This window comes from Pseudovibrio exalbescens, assembly GCF_028737195.1.
Classification (GTDB): Bacteria; Pseudomonadota; Alphaproteobacteria; order Rhizobiales; family Stappiaceae; genus Pseudovibrio; species Pseudovibrio zosterae.
Genome location: NZ_JAQZAJ010000003.1, coordinates 396,091 through 416,496, shown reverse-complemented (window position 1 = coordinate 416,496; position 20,406 = coordinate 396,091). Strand labels below are relative to the sequence as shown.

Annotated in this window: 17 protein-coding genes; 5 read left to right on the top strand and 12 right to left on the bottom strand. The window is 55.0% G+C overall.

The annotated features are described in order from the left end of the window. Positions 1–171: 171 nt before the first annotated feature. The 6 genes from PUV47_RS11265 to PUV47_RS11240 form a co-directional block, all read right to left on the bottom strand. Positions 172–1,272 carry a branched-chain amino acid ABC transporter substrate-binding protein gene (locus tag PUV47_RS11265; RefSeq protein WP_274218662.1) on the bottom strand — a complete coding sequence of 367 codons (1,101 nt, stop codon included), beginning with the start codon at positions 1,270–1,272 and terminating at the stop codon, positions 172–174. Between the two features lie 201 nt (positions 1,273–1,473). After that, complete coding sequence (locus PUV47_RS11260) at positions 1,474–1,833, bottom strand: DUF6867 family protein (protein WP_274218661.1); 360 nt, start codon at positions 1,831–1,833, stop codon at positions 1,474–1,476. Between the two features lie 14 nt (positions 1,834–1,847). Further along, positions 1,848–2,579, bottom strand: a complete 732-nt coding sequence (locus PUV47_RS11255) for an ABC transporter ATP-binding protein (protein ID WP_274218660.1) — start codon at positions 2,577–2,579, stop codon at positions 1,848–1,850. Further along, complete coding sequence (locus tag PUV47_RS11250; RefSeq protein ID WP_274218659.1) at positions 2,576–3,421, bottom strand: ABC transporter ATP-binding protein; 846 nt, start codon at positions 3,419–3,421, stop codon at positions 2,576–2,578. The genes PUV47_RS11255 and PUV47_RS11250 overlap by 4 nt, the downstream gene beginning before the upstream one ends. Continuing rightward, on the bottom strand, positions 3,418–4,752 hold the full coding sequence (gene livM / locus PUV47_RS11245; protein ID WP_274218658.1) for a high-affinity branched-chain amino acid ABC transporter permease LivM: 1,335 nt from the start codon (positions 4,750–4,752) through the stop codon (positions 3,418–3,420). Before livM ends, PUV47_RS11250 begins: the two co-directional genes overlap by 4 nt. Before the next feature lie 2 nt (positions 4,753–4,754). Next, a complete protein-coding gene (locus PUV47_RS11240) occupies positions 4,755–5,690 on the bottom strand; it encodes an ABC transporter permease subunit (RefSeq protein WP_274218657.1) in 936 nt (311 codons plus the stop codon). Between the two features lie 537 nt (positions 5,691–6,227). On the opposite strand from PUV47_RS11240, the gene PUV47_RS11235 reads away from it, so the two are divergent. Together PUV47_RS11235 and PUV47_RS11230 are read left to right on the top strand one after the other, a co-directional pair. Then, complete coding sequence (locus PUV47_RS11235) at positions 6,228–6,725, top strand: flavin reductase (protein WP_274218656.1); 498 nt, start codon at positions 6,228–6,230, stop codon at positions 6,723–6,725. A gap of 61 nt (positions 6,726–6,786) precedes the next feature. After that, positions 6,787–7,821, top strand: coding sequence for a P1 family peptidase (locus PUV47_RS11230; RefSeq protein WP_274218655.1), 1,035 nt, complete (start codon positions 6,787–6,789; stop codon positions 7,819–7,821). Positions 7,822–7,964: 143 nt separating this feature from the next. Here PUV47_RS11230 and PUV47_RS11225 read toward each other — a convergent pair whose 3' ends face one another. The 4 genes from PUV47_RS11225 to PUV47_RS11210 form a co-directional block, all read right to left on the bottom strand. After that, positions 7,965–11,114, bottom strand: a complete 3,150-nt coding sequence (locus tag PUV47_RS11225) for an efflux RND transporter permease subunit (RefSeq protein WP_274218654.1) — start codon at positions 11,112–11,114, stop codon at positions 7,965–7,967. A gap of 15 nt (positions 11,115–11,129) precedes the next feature. Continuing rightward, on the bottom strand, positions 11,130–12,224 hold the full coding sequence (locus tag PUV47_RS11220; RefSeq protein WP_274218653.1) for an efflux RND transporter periplasmic adaptor subunit: 1,095 nt from the start codon (positions 12,222–12,224) through the stop codon (positions 11,130–11,132). 35 nt (positions 12,225–12,259) lie between these two features. Further along, entirely contained in the window at positions 12,260–12,799 is a 540-nt protein-coding gene (locus PUV47_RS11215) for a TetR/AcrR family transcriptional regulator (RefSeq protein WP_274218652.1), read from the bottom strand. Between the two features lie 252 nt (positions 12,800–13,051). Further along, positions 13,052–16,537, bottom strand: a complete 3,486-nt coding sequence (locus PUV47_RS11210; RefSeq protein ID WP_274218651.1) for an indolepyruvate ferredoxin oxidoreductase family protein — start codon at positions 16,535–16,537, stop codon at positions 13,052–13,054. 167 nt (positions 16,538–16,704) lie between these two features. Between PUV47_RS11210 and PUV47_RS11205 the strand changes: the two genes are divergently transcribed. The 3 genes from PUV47_RS11205 (at position 16,705) to rpe (ending at position 19,026) form a co-directional block, all read left to right on the top strand. Beyond that, positions 16,705–17,184 carry an Lrp/AsnC family transcriptional regulator gene (locus PUV47_RS11205; protein ID WP_274218650.1) on the top strand — a complete coding sequence of 160 codons (480 nt, stop codon included), beginning with the start codon at positions 16,705–16,707 and terminating at the stop codon, positions 17,182–17,184. A gap of 119 nt (positions 17,185–17,303) precedes the next feature. Beyond that, a complete protein-coding gene (locus PUV47_RS11200) occupies positions 17,304–18,290 on the top strand; it encodes a sodium:proton symporter (protein WP_274218649.1) in 987 nt (328 codons plus the stop codon). 58 nt (positions 18,291–18,348) lie between these two features. Beyond that, positions 18,349–19,026, top strand: coding sequence for a ribulose-phosphate 3-epimerase (gene rpe, locus PUV47_RS11195; protein ID WP_274218648.1), 678 nt, complete (start codon positions 18,349–18,351; stop codon positions 19,024–19,026). 108 nt (positions 19,027–19,134) lie between these two features. On the opposite strand, the gene PUV47_RS11190 is transcribed toward rpe, so the two are convergent. Next, positions 19,135–19,938, bottom strand: coding sequence for an HpcH/HpaI aldolase family protein (locus PUV47_RS11190; protein ID WP_274218647.1), 804 nt, complete (start codon positions 19,936–19,938; stop codon positions 19,135–19,137). A 124-nt stretch (positions 19,939–20,062) separates the two neighbouring features. Further along, positions 20,063–20,386: a DUF1476 domain-containing protein gene (locus tag PUV47_RS11185; RefSeq protein WP_274218646.1), complete on the bottom strand. Its 324-nt coding sequence runs from the start codon at positions 20,384–20,386 to the stop codon at positions 20,063–20,065. Positions 20,387–20,406 lie beyond the last annotated feature (20 nt).

Sequence of the window (20,406 nt, the reverse complement as noted above, 5' to 3'; positions counted from 1 at the left end):
TTTCCCAGTAACTTATCGGAAAAATCGTAAACACCAAAATGACACGCCCTTGCTCCCATCCAGAAAATCGCGCTTAGCCTTTATGAACTCTCAAAGCCAAACGAAAAGGCCCCGCAGTTTCCCGCAGGGCCTCTACCTGAACCAATCGGCACGAATGCCGAGTTCTAACGCTTAGCGATAGTCGTAGTTACCGTCTTTCCACTCGTACCATACGTAACCTGGCAGTGTTACATCACCCTTTTCGTCAAAGGAGAGGTTGCCAAGCACTGTTTCGAACTCACCGGAATCCAGTGCTTCTACAACAGCGTCATAGTCGGTGGAACCTGCAGCTTCTACAGCATCAGCCCACGCTTGAATTGCTGCGTAGGTATAAAGTGCATAGCCTTCTGCAGTCTTGCCAGCAGCTTCGAGCGCCTCAACGACAGGTGCAGCTTCTGCGTTCTTGCGTGGGTCTGGAGAGAAGGTCATCAGCGTACCTTCACCTGCAGGACCTGTGATGGACCAGTATTCGTCGGTCACAAGTGCGTCACCGGAGATCAGGATGGTGTTCATGCCCTGATCAGCCATCTGACGCTTCATGAGACCAGCTTCAGTGTGGTAACCACCAACGTAAAGCACGTCGATGTTTTCCGATTTAAGCTTGGAAACCAGCGCGGTGTAGTCCTTTTCACCGGCGGTGTAAGCTTCGTAGACAGCTTCATCTTTGCCAGCGGCGTTCATCACAGCCTTGGTCGCATCAGCAAGACCCTTACCATATGCAGTCTTGTCATGAATGATGGCAATGTTCTTGTCGCCAAACTCGGTCGCAAGTGTGTTACCGGCAACCTGACCCTGTTGGTCATCACGGCCACATACGCGGTAGACACCTGGACCTGGACGTTCATCCGTGAACTTGGGGTTCGTGGAAGCTGGTGTAATCTGGATGATGCCCTCTTCAGCATATACTTGAGAGGCCGGGATAGAAGAACCGGAGCAGAAGTGACCAGCCATGAACACGGCACCTTTACCAACCATCTGGTTGGCAACGGCAACGGCCTGCTTCGGGTCACAGGCATCATCGCCAACTTCCAGAACTAGCATTTCGCCGTTCACACCGCCAGCAGCGTTGATGTCGGCTACAGCCTGTTCAGCACCTGCCTTCATCTGCGCGCCAAAGGAGGCGTACTGGCCAGTCATTGGGCCTGCAGTACCGATGACGATGTCTGCCATTGCTGTGCTGGATAGGGCAATTGCCGTAATACCTGCAACACTCGCCAAAATAGAGTTTTTCATTGTTACTCCCCTGATCTTAAGGTGATTTAAATCTCACTTTGTCAGCCCCTAAAGGCATGTGAAGAGGTGAATGTTTCCATCTTCCTCAAATCTTTGAATAAGCAGCGTCTCTCCACACCGCAGAATCCGAAGATCTTTCTAGGGGTAGTTGAACAACCCCCAGAAACTTTTGCAACCCAAAACTATGAGTTAATACTAATTTCAATAGGCATCGTCTTTGCCCTCTTTCAGCGTCCAGCTGAAAGGGCTCGTACGAGTATAAAGCCAACGATACTGGGTCACCATTTGCGTGGTCCGCGTCTTGCGCCACCCGAGCAGCGCAATACCTGTCAGCACCAGATAATCAACGATGAGATACTGCAGTGAAAGCAGCGGCTCTTCAAACAGTGCGAAAGACAGGAACCTAACCGCAAGGGTCAACAAGAACAGGAACCAGAACAGCAGCCACAAAGGCCGCCATGTCACTGCAATTGCTCGGCCCGTCGCATATGCTGCGAGGCCTCCAATGCCGCAAACGAAGATGATAAAGACAGGCAAGGAACTGCCGTAGAGAATACCCATGATCTGCTCCTCGCTCAGTGCCTGCCGCCTTCGAGATAGGCCGCCTTGACCTCCTCTCGAGACAGGAGTTCCTTACCGGTTCCGGTCATGGTGATGACACCGTTCACCATGACGTAACCGCGGTGCGCAAGCTTCAATGCGTGATACGCATTCTGCTCCACCAAAAACACGGTAAGACCGTCATTCTTGTTCAGCTCGTTGATGGCCTCGAAAATCTGCTTCACAATAATAGGTGCAAGACCAAGAGACGGTTCATCAAGAAGCAAGAGCCGCGGACGGCTCATCAGCGCCCGAGCAATTGCCAGCATCTGCTGCTCCCCGCCCGACAGTGTGCCGCCGCGCTGATTTTTACGCTCACGCAGGCGCGGAAACAGATCGAACGCCTTCTTCAAATCGTCCTCGAAGTGATCGTTCCCGGCAACCATGCCGCCCATCATCAGGTTCTCAAGAACCGACATGCGCGGGAATATGCGACGCCCTTCAGGCGATTGCGCAATTCCGGTTCGCATGATCTCATAGGTTGGCTTCAGGGTGATATCCTCGCCCGCATAAACGATGGAGCCGTTGCGCGCCTGAGGCGTGCCACAGACGGTCATCATCAACGTGGACTTACCCGCACCGTTAGCACCGATCAGGGTAACAATCTCGCCCTCGAACACATCAAGATCGACGCCCTTCAGGGCAATAATCTTGCCGTAATAGGTCTCAACGCCGCGGACTTTCAGAAGTGGCTCAGTTGCACTCATAGTCCCACTTCCTCCTCAATCTGATCCACTTCATCATCATCCACACCCAGGTAAGCGGCGATCACATGCGGATCGTTCTTCACCTCCTCGGGCGTTCCATCGGAGATTTTCACCCCGTAGTCGAGGACCACCACGTGGTCGGAAATCTCCATCACCACGGACATGTCGTGCTCGATCAAGAGAACGGAGGTGTCATGCTCCTTGCGGATGTACATGAGCAGTTCGTTGAGTTCCAAGCTCTCCTTTGGGTTCAAACCCGCAGCAGGCTCGTCGAGACAAAGAAGCTCGGGACCTGTGCACATGGCACGTGCGATCTCGAGGCGACGCTGGTCCCCGTAAGGCAGTTCAGCAGCTGGTAGGTCTGCCCGGTCAATCAGACCGGTCTTGTCCAGCCAGTACTTCGCCTTTTCAATGGCGTCCACATTGGCATGGCGATATCCGCCCAGCCCCAACAAACCACCAATGGTCCAGTTCGAAGCCACCATCAGCGGGTTATGCTGAGCCACCATCAGGTTTTCCAAAATGGTCATGCCACCAAACAGGCGGATGTTCTGGAAGGTACGAGCGACCTTTGCATGCGCGGAAATCTTGAAGTCGGGCATGCGCTCGAGAAGGTACTTCTCGCCATTGGTTCGGCGCATCACAAGGCGCCCTTCCGTTGGCTTGTAAAAGCCGGTGGTGCAGTTGAACACCGTCGTTTTACCAGCACCGTTCGGGCCGATTAGCGCCGTGATATCACCGCGACCAACATTGAACGAAAGGTTATCAATCGCCGTCAGACCGCCAAACCGCATGGTCAGATGCTCTACGGTCAATACCGGGTTGTCGTTCCACTGTGTCATCCGTGGCCCTCCTGTACCAAATCGGCAGAGATGCCCTTAGCGCTCTTGGACAAGGACACAGACGGCGCACGGGTTGAAACTAGACCTCTCGGTTTCCATACCATGATGACCACCATCAAAAGACCGAAGACCAGCATACGGTATTCTTCGAATTCACGGAAGAATTCAAAGCCGCCGATCATGAAGATGGACGCGATCACAACACCGATCTGAGAGCCAAGCCCGCCGAGCACCACGATCGCCAAGATCACAGCGGACTCGATGAACGTGAAGCTTTCTGGCGAGATGAAGCCCTGACGGGTTGCGAAAAAGGAGCCAGCAAACCCACCGAACATGGCTCCCAGCGCGAATGCCGTGAGCTTGGTGTTGGTTGTGTTGATGCCCAACGACCGGCATGCAATCTCATCTTCACGCAGCGCCTCCCAGGCCCGACCAATTGGCATCCGGCGCAAGCGCATTGTCACGAAGTTCGTCATCAGCGCCATGATCAGGATGAGGTAGTACAGGAAGATGATGCGGTGAATTGAGGAATAGTCGAGCCCGAAGAAGTCGGCAAACCCGCCCTCTCCGCGCGTGAACTCCAAACCGAAGAAGGTTGGACGCGGGATCCCGGAAATCCCATCGGGACCACCGGTAAACTCGTACCAGTTCAGCAAGACAACTCGGATGATCTCACCGAATGCCAGCGTCACGATAGCCAAGTAGTCCCCGCGAAGCCGCAGAACCGGGAAGCCAAGAATGATGCCCCAGAATGCGGCCAGAATACCCGCCAAAGGCAAGCAAATCCAAAACGAGAAGCCAAAGTACTGAGCCAACAACGCGTAGGAGTATGCCCCTACCGCATAAAAGGCCACGTAGCCAAGGTCGAGAAGACCGGCCAAACCCACCACGATGTTCAAGCCCCAGCCGAGCATCACATAGGTGGTGACCAGAATGGCAAGGTCGATATATTGGCGCGAGCCCCGTGCACCCAGCCAAAACATCAGTGCAAACGGCAGCGCAATTGCAACAATCAGCAGCAAGGGTTTCAAGGCCGCGCCCAGGCCGGAACCAGCTTTTGACTTCGGCATGAGGCCGGAAACGGCCGCTGCCACAGAATTGTCGGTTCGCCAAAAGAAAAGGTTCATAACAAGGCGGCCCGCAAACACCACGACCACAGCCATCGCGACGGCGAACCATCGGTATTCGATAAACAGTTCGGCTCCGCGGCCAGAGGCCACGTCTACCTTCATGCCGATCATCACCGCAGCGAGTGCGAGGGTGACGAGCGCCCCCCCGGCTGCATCCTTCAGACTGCTTTCAAGCAGACTTGGTTTTTTAACAGCTTGCATGATCAGACCTTCTCCACTTCCGGCTTGCCGAGCAGACCTTCAGGCATGAAGATCAGCACAATCGCGAGGATTGAGAAGGCGGCAACATCCTTGTATTCGACCGAGAAATAGCCAGACCAAAAAGTTTCAATCAGGCCAATCAGCAAACCACCAAGCATGGCACCCGGCAACGAGCCGATGCCGCCAAGCACTGCTGCGGTAAAGGCCTTGACGCCAGCTACAAAGCCAATGAAGAAGTCCACCACGCCGTAGTACATGAGGAACATGAGGCCAGCGACGGCAGCAAGCGCGGCTCCCATGACAAAGGTCAGGGAAATGGTGCGGTCCACATTCACGCCGACAAGCGCAGCCATCTTTCGGTCCTGCTCACAAGCTCTCTGAGACCGACCTAAAGAGGTGTGATTGATCAAGAAGGTGAAGCCAAGCATCAACACGACGGTGGAGACAATGATCAAGATCTGCATGTAAGACAGCTGAACAACAAATCCGGAGCCGTCAGCGCCCCCATCGGTCAACTGAAAGCCCCCCTGAACAAGGGGCTGAAGCGGCTTGTTGCGCGCTCCCTGCGAAATCTGGACAAAGTTCTGAAGTGCAATTGAGGCACCAATTGCGGTGATCAGCGGCGCCAGTCTGAATGATCCGCGAAGTGGCCGATAAGCAATGCGTTCGACCGTCCATCCCCAAAAGGCGGTCAATGCCATTGCGATCACCAAAACCAGCACAAGGGCTGCGATCAGAAGAAGCAGCGGCGTCGCTGCTGTAATTCCCAGTGCCACTATCATGATAAGCGCAATAAACGAGCCGATCATGAAAATGTCACCATGTGCGAAGTTGATCATCCCGATGATGCCATAGACCATCGTATAACCAATGGCGATGAGACCGTAAATCGATCCCAACGTTACGCCATTTATTAGCTGTTGGAGAAAGTAATCCATATTTTATATTGTTCCCCGATTGGATCAGCGGTTTTTTACCGTTCTACCCAGACGTCTCCACGTCTGGCCCCGCTTAACTTTTTAATAAGCCTCCCTCTCCAAGTAAATTACCTATACAGGTAATCACCTAAATTGATAATTTTCTATCGGAAAATGCGGCAAAAACGAATTTTTCATTCTCTAACCCCGCGTCCCCTGCCAATCACGTATTGACCAAGAGTTAGGTTTATGTCGCTAAGATTTTCCCGTTGAACCGCTCTTTCATTCAGGCATTCATCGTATCAGCGGAATCAATCAATAGCACGTGTAATATATCAGTACCAATGCAATCGTCAGAGAGTGATTTCGGCAAGAATGCAGTCTGCAAAAGGGCCTAACCCCCTCTGCTTGCGGCAGGAATGCGGGGGCAAATGCCCCCACCGACGAAAAACTAACTGGAAAATTTAAGTGTAAGCCCCTAGCTAGTGCTCAGGACAGACCTCCCGATACGCACGCAAGGCCTCGATACAAATGACAGCAACTGCAGCGAAGACGCCGATGACTGACCAAAAGAAAACGATAGAGGCAGATGACTTCCGAGAGGCCATGAGCCGTCTTGGTGCCTCTGTGAATATTCTGGCGTCCAATGGAGGTGCTGGACGGGTCGGCGCTACCGTCTCCGCCGTTTGTTCCGTAACCGACAGCCCACCTACGGTTTTGGTTTGCCTGAATCGGAATACATTCGTTAACGACATCATAAAGCGCAACGGCGTGTTTTCAGTGAACACGCTGATTCATGATCACACGGATCTTTCGGACGCTTTTGCTGGCCGCGATAATCTGGAAATGGATGAGCGGTTCGCGTTGGCAGACTGGCAAACGCTGCAAACGGGCTCTCCAGTGCTGAAGAGTGCCCGCGTTGCATTCGATTGCGAAGTGAGCGAAATCTCAGAGGTCGGAACGCACTCCGTGCTGTTCGGACGCGTTGTCGCAGCGAGCTGCGGCGAGAAGAGTAAAGCCCTCATTTATCTCGATCGCAACTACCACGCTCTATAGCCACCAAGCAGAACCCTAGGTATGCTGAACTGGTCTTTAAAAAGAACCAGACGAGCGTCCAATGGCAAAACTAAAAACTGGTGCACTCAATCTCATTTCAGATGTTCCCGGCATAGCCGTCGGGAACGCACACGACCCTGCTCTTAAAAGTGGCGCGACTGTGGTCGTACCCGAAAACCCTTCTGTAGCGTCGGTTGCCATCCATGGCGGTGCGCCCGGCACCCGTGACGTTGCGCTTCTGGAGCCGGAACAAACCGTGGCGCAGATTGACGCACTTGTGCTTTCAGGTGGCTCTGCGTTCGGCCTGGATGCTGTGGCTGGGGCGCAAGCACTGCTGGCAAAGCGGGGCAAGGGGTTTGCCATTGGCTCTGTTCGCGTACCTATCGTACCTGGTGCCATTCTCTTTGATCTTCTCAACGGAGGAGACAAGACATGGGGGCTTGATGAAACACCCTACCGTCACCTTGGATTACAAGCTGCGCAAAATGCAGGAGAAATGTTTGCCCTTGGCACTGAAGGTGCGGGCTATGGGGCAACGACAGCTAACCTGAAGGGCGGTCTTGGCTCCGCCTCAACGCTGTTGCCAACGGGTGGCGTAGTGGGCGCACTCACCGCCGTCAACGCTCTTGGCACAACCACGTTTGATGGTCTGCCGAACTTTCGAGCCGCATCTTTCGAAATTGGTGAGGAGTTCGGGGGACTGGGACTACCTGCAGACCTGCCTCCTCCCGCCGAAGGCATATTGTCCAAGCTGTCGAATGTCGAGAGCGCTGCGCAGCCAACGGCGAACACAACAATCAGCGTCATCGCAACGGATCTGATCCTGACCAAGGCTGAGGCAAAGCGTATCGCCATTGCGGCGCATGACGGCTACGCCCATGCCCTGTGGCCCGCGCACACACCACTAGATGGAGATCTGATTTTCGTGATGTCCACCGGCAGACGTGCCATGACGGATCCGGTGGCGGAGATGCAGTTGCTTGGCGCCTATGCCGCCTCAACCCTCGCACGTGCCATCGCACGCGCCGTTTATATGGCCACACCGGATCGGTCTGATGCGGTGCCGACCTGGAAATCTCTCTACGGCGGCAGGTAAACCCCTTCAAGCCACAGGCTTGTTCTTTCTCACCTTACAGCGCATAAAGAAAAGCGCCGCTCGTGGTGTTGGGAAGATGAGCGACGCTTTTCAGGGCAAGACGGGTCGGGGCACCTGTCTTGCCCTTTCTGTTTCACCCCTGCTTATGCAGGGGCGAGTTCTTTAGATACACCTGCCGTTTGCTTGTCAGCTTCGTTTTCAAGCTGAGCAGCGGATGGCTTGTGCGGACCAGAGCCCGACTTGTCCAGCGGGTGGTATGAGATCCGGTAGAACGCACAGTAAAGCGCAGGCACAGCAATCAGGGTCAAAATGGTCGCAAACGCCAAACCACCCATAATTGCCACTGACATACTGCGGAACATCGGATCCACGACCAGCGGGGCCATACCCAGAATCGTCGTGAACGCGGCCATGCAAACCGGTCGCAGACGAGACACGCTGGCCTCAACCACCGCCTGGAAGCGCTCCTTGCCTTCAAAGATCTGAACCGTAATCTCATCAATGAGAACGATCGCGTTCTTGATCAACATACCGGAGAGCGACAGCACGCCCAGGATTGCCATGAAGTCGAGCGGCAAGCCCGTTCCCAGCAAGGCGATAGTCACACCGTTGATGGACATGGGAACCATCAACCAGATGATCAGCGGCTCCCTCACCTTCGCAAACAGAAGGATCGAGATGATGATCATGGCCAGGAAGCCAAGAGGCAATGCGTTGCCCAACGATGCATTCGCCTCATTGGAGCTTTCATACTCACCGCCCCACTCCAAGGAGTAGCCGTACGGGAGAGGAATAGCCTCAATCTCACCGCGAATGCGGGCATGCGCAACGGACGCCAGCTCATCATCCGCGTTCGCCCCCATCACAGTCAGCGTCTTCACGCGGTCGCGACGCCGGATAAGGGTATCCTCGGTCACGGTCTTCACGCCGTCGGTTACCTGATCGATCGGCACGTAGGCACTTTGCTGAGAGCTCCATACCAACGTATCCATGAGGATCTCGGAGGCCGTCGTGCCCTCTGCCCGCTCACGGCGTACCATGATCGGAATGTTCTCATCCTCATCACGATAGCTGCCAGCGCGCATACCATCCGATGAGAACAGCACAGCATTCGCAAGGTCCTGACGTGTAATGCCAGCGATGCGAGCACGGTCTTCATCAAACACCGGCTGCAACACCAGCTCACGTTCGCGCCAATCGGTTCGAACATCGTACAAGCGATACTTAGGATCCTTGAAGATCACTTCCGCCTTGCCTGCAAGTTCGCGCAGCACATTGGCATCCGGACCCGAGAAACGCGCCTGAATCGAGGCGCCTGACGGCGGTCCATAGACGAGACGCTCTGTAAACACGCGTGCATTCGGGAAGGTCTGCGCACTGAACTCGCGAATTTTCACGGCCAGCGCATCGATCGTTTCCGTCGTGGACGTGCGAACGATGATCTGACCATAGTTCGGAGTTGCATCCTCTGGGCTGTAGGTCAGCATGAAACGCGCCGCGCCACGCCCCGCAAATGAGGAGGTATCCGTCACGCTGTCGAGTGAATGGATGTACTCATCAAGGATCTGCAGATCACGATCTGTGCTGCGCACATCCGCCCCCTGAGGCGCCCAGTAGTTCACATAGAACAGCGGTGTCGAAGAGTCGGGAAAGAATGCAATGCCCACATACTTGAAGCTGTACATGCACACGGCTGTCGTTGCCACCAACAAGATGATGGTGACCGGACGCAGACGCAGAGCCAGCACCAGAAGATTTTTGTAGGCTACATAGATCATGCCCCGATACGGGTCCTGATCTTCGCCAGACAGGCTGGTGATGAAGAAGTACTTGCCGAATAGCGGCGTCAGCAAGATCGCAAACACCCAGGACATCAGAAGTGAAATCGCCACAACCGCAAACAGCGAGAACAGGAATTCACCTGTTGCATCTGGCGAAAGCCCAATGCCCGAGAACGCCATGATCCCGATGATGGTAGCGCCCAGCAATGGCCATTTGGTCTGTCGCACAACGAGCGAAGACGCGGGAAGTGGTTTCATGCCGCGCTGCATGTTGATCATCATGCCTTCTGCGACCACGATCGCGTTGTCCACGAGCATGCCCATGGCAATGACAAGCGCGCCAAGCGAAATACGCTCCAGCTGAAGGCCCAGAATCTCCATCCAGAACACAGTCGCCATCACGGTGAGGAACAAGGACGTTCCCACCACAAGCGCAGCACGCCAGCCCATGAAGATGCCAAGGACTATGATCACGATTGCAACAGACATGGCAAGGTTGAGAACGAAGTCACTCACCGCCGTATCAACAACCACATGCTGTTCGTAAATCGGGGTGATCTCCATACCCAGCGGCAGGGTCTCCTGAAGCTCATTGATGTGCGCTTCAACGTGCTGCCCGACATCCACAATGTTCGTGCCGCCGATGGCGGAGATGCCAAGCGTCACGGCACGGGAGCCGTTGTGACGAACAATCTCGCTTGGATTGTCCGGCTCGCTCACATCCAGCGTCGCAACGTCGGAAAGGCGAACCATTGCCGTAGACCCAGGGCGCCCGATAACCAGATCAGCGATGCTGGTATAGCTATGGAAAGCAGAGTCCGTCACGATACGCAGGCGTGCATCACCGGCAAGGGTGGTGCCATTTTCCTGAACGGCATTTTCTACGCCCAGAACGGCCATAACATCACTCAAGGTGATGCCAAGCTGTGCCAAGCGGTCCTGAGATACGTTGATGCGGATCTCGTCCTGTGGTTCGCCAAGCACATCGACCTTGGCCACGCCTTCCACCGTCAGCAGCTCACGGCGCAGTTCCTGCGTCATGTTCCGGAACTGGCGATTGCTGTACCCATCCGCGGTAAAGGCATAGTACAAACCGTAGACATCGCCAAAGCTGTCAAAGACGATTGGATCCCGAACACCCGCCGGAAGGTCATTGCGAACATCGTTCACCTTGCGGCGTAGTTCGTCCCAAACCTGCGGCAACTCGTTCTTGTCGTAGGTGTCCTTGATTTCGACCTGAATACGGGAAAGACCCGGCTCAGAATTGGAGGTCAACTCGTCAAGCTGAGAAAGCTGCTGAATGGCTGTCTCCAGCTTTTCAGTGACTTCTTCCTCAACTTCTGACGCGCTGGCACCCGGATAGGCCGTAATGACCTGCGCAGTCTTAATCGTGAATTCCGGGTCTTCTAAGCGACCAATACTGGAGAGTGCCCAAATACCGCCAAGCAAGGCGATCAAAACAACCATCCAGACATTGACCGGCTTCTCAATCGAGTAGCGTGCAATATCCATTGGGATCTCCTGGTCCTACTTTACAGGCCGAACGACTTGACCCTCTTGAAGATGGCCAACGCCTGCAGTCACGATCAACTCACCTTCGTCAAGCCCTTCCACCACCGGCACGAACGGACCGAACAAAGTGCCTATTTTCACGTTGCGCTTGTTCACCGCATTGGTCTCTGAGTTGAGAACCCACACGAATGGCTCGCGCTGTGCATCACCCGTCACGGCAGAGGCAGGGACGAGGAACCCCGGGGTCCCCGCAAGGCCATACTGCTTGGAGCGGATCTTGACGCTTGCCGTCATGCCCGGAAACACGTTGATGTCCTCTGGGTGTGGCATTGCAAGGGTAATGCGATAGGTCTGTGTGATCGGATCTGCCTCGGTGGAATGCTCGCGATACTCCAGCTGGTACTCCTTGCCCGGATGGGCCGGAAACTCGGCGGTCATGGAAAGAACATTCTGTGCCCGCGCCTGCGCAAACAACCGCTCAGGAACATTGATGTCGATCTGGACTTCGTGGACATCCTGAACACGCACAACAGAGGTGCCAGGACTGATAATCGTGAAGTTATCGACCAGACGAGAGGAAATCACCGCATCGTAGGGCGCATAGATCTTTGTATAGCCAAGATTACGCCGCGCATTTTCCAGCTGAACGGAGGCAAGGTCGAACGCAGTCTTGGCGCTGTCATAAGCCCCTTGCGAAATCACTTCCTTGTCCTTCAAGGTCTCATAGCGATCAAGGTCCAGCTTGCGCTGCTGAATGTTGACCTCTGCTTCGCGTACCGCTGCCTCATAGTCGGCAGGATCCAGTGCAGCGATCAGGTCCCCTTTTTTCACACTCTGGCTTTCACGAATTGGCAGTTCTACAATCTGCCCACCAACACGAAATGCCAGATCGACCGTCTGAACCGCTTCGACGCGGCCCGTGAAGTTCCGGGTGACCAGTCCTTCTTCCTCAGATACGGCCATGACGGGTGCCGGACGCGGCTTTGCCTCTACCTGAGCGGAAGCATCTGCAGCTTCTTCCTGACAGCCAGCGAGCATGAGGCCCATTGCGACAAGCACAAGTGGACCACCCCACCAAGTCAATTTGGTCTTAGTACCTTTAGTATTCATAGCTCTTCCCAGGCTGGTACTCGGTTTTTGTTTAATCATCTGGATTGATCTAGGAGCTCAAGAAGCAGTTCTTTGGCTCCTTCGACGAGTTCCGGGCTTCTCGCCTCCAGTCCAAACGCCTCACGGGCGTAAAGCCCATCAACGAATACGGAGGCAAGTGCAGCAGCTCTTAAGTTCTTCGCTTCTTTGTTGACGGAGTTTGTCAAGTTCTGCGTCATTTCGCGGAATGGTTCCAACAGCTCGGAACGGCGGTCACTAAGGGAAATCAGACACACTGCCAAAACATCTTCAGAGACCCCTTGGTCTACTGTGAGCAATGCTCTCAATGTTGGATTGCTCAGGCCCTCTTCGCGATAGGTCCCAGACAATCTTTCAATCTCAGCTTGCCAGCAAGTGCACTGCAACTCAATCAAGCCTGCGATGAGCGCATCCTTGGAACGGTAGTTGTAAAGCACTCCGCCCTTGGACATCCCTGCACGCTGTGCAACGGCATCGATTGTCAGACCGGTCACGCCGACTTCCAATACGATGTCTTTCACTGCCTTCAGGATGACTTCTCGCGTTTCGCTGGCCACTTGATTTCCCTCACGCCACCAATAAAAGGGCGCACTTCGCCCTTCTGTACCGACTAGACGGTTTCTATACCGTCTAGTCGGTTTTTTTGTCAACTGCGTGATCAATGAAGAAGTGAATGGTTAGAATTGAAGCGAAAACCCTGCTCTCGGCCACAAATCATAGTGCAGTTGTTAGGCGAGAAAAGAAAAAGCCGGGAGCAAAGCCCCCGACTTTCAACCTTCTTGTGATTTTGATCACAATAATTGAGAGATTTACTCGGCCGCTGCCTTGAACTGAACCGTGCTTGGATCGTCATCAAGGTGAGCAATGAGCTCATCACGGCGAATCTTCGCTTTCTCAAGTGACGCCTTTTTTACCGGTCCATAGCCTCGGATGAGATCTGGTAGCTTGATGAACTCAAGAAGGAGACCGTAACTGGATGTGCCAAGCAAACCGATGGCGCGATTGATATCCGCTTCATACTGCTTGATCAGAGCCCGTTCTTCTCGGCGCTCCTCGGTATATCCGAAGGGGTCGAACTTGGTGCCACGCAGCCCTTTCAGACGAGAGAGAACCGCAAACGCCTTGAAGATCCAAGGACCGAACTCCTTTTTCTTCGGACGGCCCGTGCGCGCATCCAGCTCACGGGACATCAATGGCGGTGCCAACATGACCTTCAGCTTTCGAGGGTTTTCAAACTGGGCTGCGAGCTTCTGCTTGAACTCCGGATCAGAGTAAAGACGCGCCACCTCATACTCATCCTTGTAGGCCATAACCTTGTAGAGCATGTCTGCCGCTGTCGACGTCAGCTCCATGGTACCGGGTCCATGCACCTCATCCTGTTTGCGCAGCGCCGCAATCTGCGACGTAAATGCGCTTGCGTAACCGGTATTCTGGTAGGCCGTGAGCTCCTTGGCATAAAACGCAATCTTTTCGTCTAGGCTCATCGCTTTCAGCGCATCTTCACGCGGCATGGCCTTAAAGATCGCCTCTGCATTGGCATAAAGCACTCGCCCAGCGCGGAAAGCCTTGATGTTTGGCTTCACCGCTGCGCCGTTCAGGGTAATCGCCTGTTCAATAGACTCCGCAGACAGTGGCAGGCTACCGGACTGGTAGGCCAGCCCGACCAGCATCATGTTGGTAAAGATCGCATCGCCAAACAGCTTCTCCGCAATCGTTGCCAAATTGTGCTGAGAAAGTTCCAGCGAAGCCTCTTCGAGCGTCTTTACCATCTTGGCGTCAGCATAAGAGAGCGTCTGCTTCATCGCGAACTCTGCCGTCGGCGCAACTCGCGTATTGGCAAAGGTCTTTGTTCGTGTGCGGTGGGCAAGCGTAAGCTGCTCGGCTTTCGTGGCGACGAGCATATCGCTGGCCAACAAGATATCAAGCCGTGCTGGCGGCACCCGAGGCCCTTCAATTGTCTTGTCAGCCGCCGCAAACCGAATATGCGAAGTTACTGGGCCGCCCTTTTGCGCCAAGCCGGTCATGTCCAATGTTGAGGCTTGAATGCCATCCACATGCGCCGCCATGGCCAAAACTGCAGCGATGGTGGTAACACCCATCCCGCCAATACCGGCAATAAGCATGTTCCGTGTTTCATCCAAGTTGGCAGGCACCACCTCTGGAAGTGTCTCAATGAGACCATCCAAATCAAGCTCAACGCTCTTGGCCTTGCGCAGCGTCGCGCCTTCTACAAACACGAAGGACGGGCAAAAGCCCTTTACGCAGGTAAAGTCCTTGTTGCATGACGACTGGTTGATCCGGCGTTTTTCGCCAAAATGCGTTTCAAGCGGTTCAACAGACAGGCAGTTGGACTGGACGGAACAATCGCCGCAGCCTTCGCACACACGGTCGTTGATGAAAAGACGCTTGTCCGGATCGGGATAGAGCCCTTTCTTGCGCCGGCGGCGCTTTTCCGCAGCACAGGTCTGATCGTAAACGATCGCCGAAACGCCCTCAAACTGTTGCAGTTCCTTCTGCACCTCCATCAGATGATCTCGGTGCTGAACCGGCATGGAAATCGCGAGATCCCGGCGACCCTCATATATTTCGGGACGCTCTGACAGCAGCGCGATTTTGCCAACACCTTCAGCCTGCAACTGGCTCAAAAGCTCAGGAACCGTCAACTCACCATCATGCTCTTGGCCACCTGTCATGGCCACCGCATCGTTGAAGAGGATTTTATAGGTGATGGGCACCTTCGCCGCGACCGCCTGACGGATCGCCAGGATGCCGGAATGGAAGTAGGTGCCGTCGCCCATGTTTGCAAAAACGTGTTTGTCCTTGGCAAAGTGAGCCTGACCAACCCACAAAACGCCCTCGCCGCCCATGGCGATCTGGCCGTCCGTGGTGCGCCCCGCCACCTCGGTCATGGCGTGGCAGCCAATACCCGGCATGGCGCGGGCCCCTTCCGGGACAACGGTAGAAGAAGAATGAGGGCAACCGGAGCAAAAATACGGAACTCTGGAAGCCTTTTCGCCGTGCCCTTGAGCCCACATCTGCTGGCGCATCATGCGGTCCGCAACCGACTTCATTTCGTCTGTGACGTAATCCCGTGGCAGGAACGTCATCACCGCCCGCACCAGTTCATCCATGGAAAGTTCAAGCACATCGGAGAGCAGAGGATCGCCCTGCGGCGTCTTCTTGCCCCACACCTCTGGACGCTGCTGCTCTGACCAGCCGTAGGCCAGCTCTTTGATCTGCGGCTCGAGGAAGGCCCGCTTGTGTTCCACCACCATGATGCGCTCAACACCACGGGCGAACTCTCCAAAGCCTGCCGGATCCAGCGGGTAAGGCATGCCGACCTTGTAAACTGCAAGGCCGATCTCCTTCGCACGCTCATCGGTAATGCCGCAGAGTTGAAGCGCCTGGCAAAGGTCCCGGTAGGCCTTGCCGGTTGCGACAAGACCAAGGCGTGGCTTGCGCGCACCATAGCCTACATAGTCCAAACGATTTGCGCGGGCATAAGCCTGCGCTGCCGGCAAGCGGATATCACGCAGCAAGCGTTCCGTTTCAAGGCGGTTGCCAAGAAGCAGCACGCGGTTCAATTCAGCGCTCTTGTGCGGGTCCTTGTCTTCAGGCCAGATGAACGACAGACGCTCCGGGTCAACGGAAATGGTCGCCGAGCCGTCCATCGTATCGGCCAGACAGATCATCGCACTCCAAAGGCCTGCAAAGCGCGAGAGCTCAAAGCCATGCAGACCGAAATCCAGAACCTCCTGCACATCGGCAGGGTTCAGTACCGGCATTTCTGCGTGCTGGAAGAAAAACTCACTTTGCGCGGGAAGAATGGACGACTTCGCCAGATGGTCATCCCCAGCCAGAGCCAACACACCACCGTTGCGGTCCACACCGCTGGCATTTGCCTGCTTCAGCACGTCCCCGGCTCGGTCCACGCCCGGTGCCTTGCCGTACCAGATGCCGAAAACGCCGTCGACATTCGCGCCCTTGCCGTGCTGGCGCACCTTCTGCGAACCCCAGACCGCAGTTGCGCCCAGTTCTTCGTTGATTCCCGGCTGAAACTGGATGTTGAGTGGATCAAGAAACTTTTGTGATCGTTGCAGTTCGCTGTCATACCCCGCAATTGGGGATCCACGATAACCGGAGATAAAACCTCCAGTATTCAAACCCGCTGCATGATCAAGGCGTGCGCGGTCAAGCGCAACGCGTACCAAAGCCTGAATGCCTGAAATATAAACTCGACCATTTGTTGAGGTATACTTATCATCTAAACGGACGGTAGGCACATGAACATTCATAGTATGGGGCTCCTCCTCCCTACCGCAACCTGAGGCTTGTCCCTCCTCCTCATGGTTGCGAAAAGCTCACGTTCTCCCCCTTAGCATGATCCTTTTTTCTAGATATTTCTGTGCTAACATACCTGATATTACGTAACTAATCGAAATAAAAATTCCTACAGGGGCACATGAACGAAAATTCTCTCCTAGATTTATCGGACATTCGCGTGTTGAGAATCTTGCAACGGGACGCGTCCATGTCCATCGCCGATATTGCCCGGGAGGCAGGCATGAGCCAGACACCGTGCTGGCGTCGGATCAAGAAACTAAAGGAAACGGGCGTCATCAAGCAGGTCGCGGCAGTGGTGGACAGGGAAGCCGTCGGCCTCAATTTTCTGGCCTATTCCTTTGTAAAACTGTCTCTCCCCAGCAGGGAGAACATGGAACAGTTTGACAAACTGGTAGCTCGCTGGCCGGAAGTCGTGACCTGCGAACGCATCACGGGTGCCGTCGACTATCTGATCAAAGTGGTCACCAGCGATATCAAATCCTATGATGACTTCCTCAGATTGAAGTTGCTGGACAATGCACTTGTGAGCGACGTGCAGTCTCGCATCGTGGTTTCAACCATCAAGGAGACGGTTTCGCTACCACTTCGCGAAAGTTGAATTAAACTAAAGTTTTAGAGCCGTGTTTCGCACGGCTCCTGGATGACGCACTTCTCTTGCCACCTCTGGTCGGAAAGACTATCCATTGGTGAATTTTTTCGCTGCGTAAGGATCGCTCAGTGACATCCCTCTCTGGCCCGCGCGCGCTCGCCGAATTGCCGCTCAAGGCTTTGGCACTGCTTGGCCACTACGGCACCTACACGGTTGCCATCTCGCTCCTGCTTGGCATCCTGCTGCCGCATCTTGCGAGCACATTCAGACCGTTTCTGACCACGGCCATCTTCATCCTGATTTTTCTGAACCTTTTGCGAGTAGACACCACCGCGCTCCAAGCCCGTCTGCGCCGACCCAAACTGCTCATTGCAGCGGGTGTCTGGATGATGATCGTATGGCCCCTGATCTGCGCTGCTGGCGCGCTAGCCATCGATCTTGAGGCCCTTGCCCCCGGCGCCATGACAGCGCTATTCATTGCCACGGCCGCCCCGCCGGTCATGTCCGCGCCCGCCTTCATTTACATGCTTCGGCTGGATGGGGCATTCAGCCTTGCCCTCTCAGTTGTGACACTCCTGATCGCACCGCTCTCCTCCGCTATGATTGCTGCACTCATCCTGCCAGCAACGCTGAAAGTGGATCCCTTTGCATTCGCGCTGAACATGTTTTTCATGCTGGCGGCAGCCATTGCCTTGGCCGCACTTTGCCGAAAGGTGATTGGTACAGCACGGATCGCCGCCAGCGCCAACCACCTCAATGGCCTCAATTGCATTGTGCTGTTTGTCTTCGCAGTAGCGGCCATGGATGGCGTCGCTCACCTGCTGCTTACAGATCCCGCCGTGCCTCTGGTTTTCACCCTCATCACCTTTGGCGCGACCTTGCTCCAAATGGGCGTGACCGCACTTGTGTTCCTCCGCAGCGGAGGCAGCGATGCATTTGTCATCGCTCATTCAGTTGGAGCACGAAATCTCGGCCTCATGCTTGCCAGTCTTGGCGGCAGCATCCCAGAGTTTGCATGGCTTTACTTCAGCCTCGGCCAGCTCCCCATTTTCCTCATGCCCCTATTTCTTTCCCCTCTTGCGCGTCGTTTACGGCCAGTGGGCAACTTGCGTTGACAACGCCCTCGTGCTAGCGCCATGACAAGACTAACAAGCATGCTCTGGAGACCTTGAGATGAGCAATCCACTCGTCATCGCACCGTCCGTTCTGGCCTCGGACTTTTCAAAGCTCGGTCAGGAAGTTCGCGACGTAGCAGAAGCTGGCGCCGACTGGATCCATCTGGACGTGATGGACGGCCACTTTGTCCCGAACATCACCTTCGGGCCGGACTTTATTGCCGCCATTCGTCCGTACACCGACAAGGTCTTCGACACGCACCTGATGATTGAACCAGTCGATCCTTACATCGAAGCCTTTGCCAAGGCGGGCTCCGACTACATCACCATTCATGCGGAAGCCTCCAAGCATCTGGACCGCTCCTTGCAGGCCATCAAGGACCAGGGCAAGAAAGCTGGCGTTTCCCTCAACCCGGCGACCCCAGAAAGCAGCCTCGAGTATGTTCTCGACCGTCTGGATCTCATCCTCGTGATGACCGTGAACCCAGGCTTCGGCGGGCAGAAATTCATCCCTTCCATGATCGAAAAGACGCGCCGCATCAAACAGATGATTGGCGATCGTCCGATCCGCATCGAGATTGATGGCGGCATCACGCCCGAAACCGCCCCTCTCATCACACAGGCAGGTGCGGACACGCTGGTAGCAGGCTCAGCCGTCTTCAAAGGGAGCACCCTTGAGAGCTACCGCCAGAACATTGCAGCCATCCGTGCTGCCGGAGATGCAGCTCGTCGCTAGTCACACACACCTGATTTGAAACGACAAAAGCCCGCGAGATTGAAGCTTGCGGGCTTTTCCATTTTCAGCGGACAACATCTCAATAGCTATTCTGTGATGGAACGACGCCTAGTAGATGTCGCTGGAACCTTTAGTTGGATGTGACGACAACAAACTGGACACGTGCCGGGCAGCCTCTCCGAAGATCTGGCCATCCGCACCATAGGCCAAAAACCGGTAGCCACTTGCCACGGACGCGTGAAAATGCCTCTCACTGACGCAGTAAATCCCGGCGAACTTCCTAGCGGCCTCCGCCTTCTCAGCGATTTCCTTTTGCATGCTTAATGCATGATCGGCTTCGGGTGCCACTTCCCCACCGTTTGAGAGGGTCAGAGACAGGTCCGCGGGCCCAACAAACACACCGTCCAAACCGTCCACGGCTAGGATGTCATCCAACGCGCCAACTGCTTCCGGTGTCTCAATCATCGCCATGGCAACCGTCTCTTCATTGGCCGTTTCCTGGTAGCTTGCCATATCGCAATCGTTCAGCATGCAACCGCGGAATGCGCCGAAACTTCGCGCGCCAACGGGAGGGTACTTGCAAAACTCAACAAGTCGCTTGGCATCTTCAGCACTGTTGACCATGGGGGCAATCACCGCCTCCGCGCCCACATCCAGCATCCAGCTTGCATCCTGAAAGCTGCCAACGCACACGCGAACTGCCGCAGAAGCCTTTGCAGCAACAATAGCCGAAACGCAGTCCCGCGCCTCGCTACCGCGAGCCATGCCATGCTGCATATCAACCACAACACTGGAAAAGCCTGCGCGCACAAACGCTTCACAGACGACAGGCACCCCAAAGTTGCTCCAGGCGCTGTGAACGACACCGCCCTGCCTCAGCCTTGAGGCAAGGTTCTCACCACATGTTTGCATGTCTCCTCCCAAAGACAAAAAGCCAATTCACGAGAACAACGCGCGTAAAGCCAAGGCATTACACGCACATGCATGACCGTCACATCGAACGGCCTCACCCCGTGTTTGCGTCAGCTCAAGTGCGTTAAACGCTCTCCCTTACCTGCCGCTCCGCTTCAATCTGCATCTGCATCATGTTCCGGCGAATCTGGTGATGGGATTGGGCAACACCTGCCTTGGCAAAGTCTTCAGCAATGCGCTCAAAAACAACGTCATCAGCTTCTGGTTTCAGGTCCAGCGCCACCAACTCGGAGGCATAAGCATCAGCCGCTGCAGCGTCCATACCGAGCTTTTCTCCAGCCCACAGGCCGATCATCTGGTTGCGACGCGCCCTCGCTTTGAAAGCCAGCTCAGACCCGATTGCGAACCCATGCTCAAAGCTTTTTTCGCGGTTGTCGAAGGTCGTCATACGTTTTCTCCCGCTGTGCC

Bases quoted from the DNA above. Each gene is read 5' to 3' on its own strand.
- PUV47_RS11265 (WP_274218662.1), bottom strand. From the start codon at position 1,272: ATGAAAAACTCTATTTTGGCGAGTGTTGCAGGTATTACGGCAATTGCC.
- PUV47_RS11260 (WP_274218661.1), bottom strand. From the start codon at position 1,833: ATGGGTATTCTCTACGGCAGTTCCTTGCCTGTCTTTATCATCTTCGTT.
- PUV47_RS11255 (WP_274218660.1), bottom strand. From the start codon at position 2,579: ATGAGTGCAACTGAGCCACTTCTGAAAGTCCGCGGCGTTGAGACCTAT.
- PUV47_RS11250 (WP_274218659.1), bottom strand. From the start codon at position 3,421: ATGACACAGTGGAACGACAACCCGGTATTGACCGTAGAGCATCTGACC.
- livM (WP_274218658.1), bottom strand. From the start codon at position 4,752: ATGCAAGCTGTTAAAAAACCAAGTCTGCTTGAAAGCAGTCTGAAGGAT.
- PUV47_RS11240 (WP_274218657.1), bottom strand. From the start codon at position 5,690: ATGGATTACTTTCTCCAACAGCTAATAAATGGCGTAACGTTGGGATCG.
- PUV47_RS11235 (WP_274218656.1), top strand. From the start codon at position 6,228: ATGACTGACCAAAAGAAAACGATAGAGGCAGATGACTTCCGAGAGGCC.
- PUV47_RS11230 (WP_274218655.1), top strand. From the start codon at position 6,787: ATGGCAAAACTAAAAACTGGTGCACTCAATCTCATTTCAGATGTTCCC.
- PUV47_RS11225 (WP_274218654.1), bottom strand. From the start codon at position 11,114: ATGGATATTGCACGCTACTCGATTGAGAAGCCGGTCAATGTCTGGATG.
- PUV47_RS11220 (WP_274218653.1), bottom strand. From the start codon at position 12,224: ATGAATACTAAAGGTACTAAGACCAAATTGACTTGGTGGGGTGGTCCA.
- PUV47_RS11210 (WP_274218651.1), bottom strand. From the start codon at position 16,537: ATGAATGTTCATGTGCCTACCGTCCGTTTAGATGATAAGTATACCTCA.
- PUV47_RS11205 (WP_274218650.1), top strand. From the start codon at position 16,705: ATGAACGAAAATTCTCTCCTAGATTTATCGGACATTCGCGTGTTGAGA.
- rpe (WP_274218648.1), top strand. From the start codon at position 18,349: ATGAGCAATCCACTCGTCATCGCACCGTCCGTTCTGGCCTCGGACTTT.
- PUV47_RS11190 (WP_274218647.1), bottom strand. From the start codon at position 19,938: ATGCAAACATGTGGTGAGAACCTTGCCTCAAGGCTGAGGCAGGGCGGT.
- PUV47_RS11185 (WP_274218646.1), bottom strand. From the start codon at position 20,386: ATGACGACCTTCGACAACCGCGAAAAAAGCTTTGAGCATGGGTTCGCA.